This window comes from Pseudonocardia sp. SID8383 (assembly GCF_009864975.1).
GTDB lineage: Bacteria > Actinomycetota > Actinomycetes > Mycobacteriales > Pseudonocardiaceae > Pseudonocardia > Pseudonocardia alni.
Genome location: NZ_WWFY01000912.1, coordinates 1 through 243 on the forward strand (window position 1 = coordinate 1; position 243 = coordinate 243).

The window sequence follows — 243 nt, forward strand, 5'->3', positions numbered from 1 at the left end:
GAGCGCCTTGTTCAGCACGTCGTAGATCAGCCGGTGATCGTTGAAGTGTGGGCCGGCGCTGACAGCGATGCGCGTGCCGTCGGGGTTAAGGACGCGGTCATCCTGATACGCGCGCTTGTTGATATGCTTGCGGCTGTCGAGCACCGCCGACGTCAACGCCTTGCGGTTCACCATCGAGCCCGAACGGGGCAGCCAAGGCTTGCGGATATGGATGCGGAACTGGTCGGCGGCGACGTCGCGGAA

At 63.8% G+C, this 243-nt stretch carries 1 pseudogene; it reads right to left on the reverse strand.

Annotated features, from left to right (window positions below):
• A pseudogene (locus GTW08_RS21655) lies at nucleotides 1-243 on the reverse strand (hypothetical protein); the annotation flags it as partial.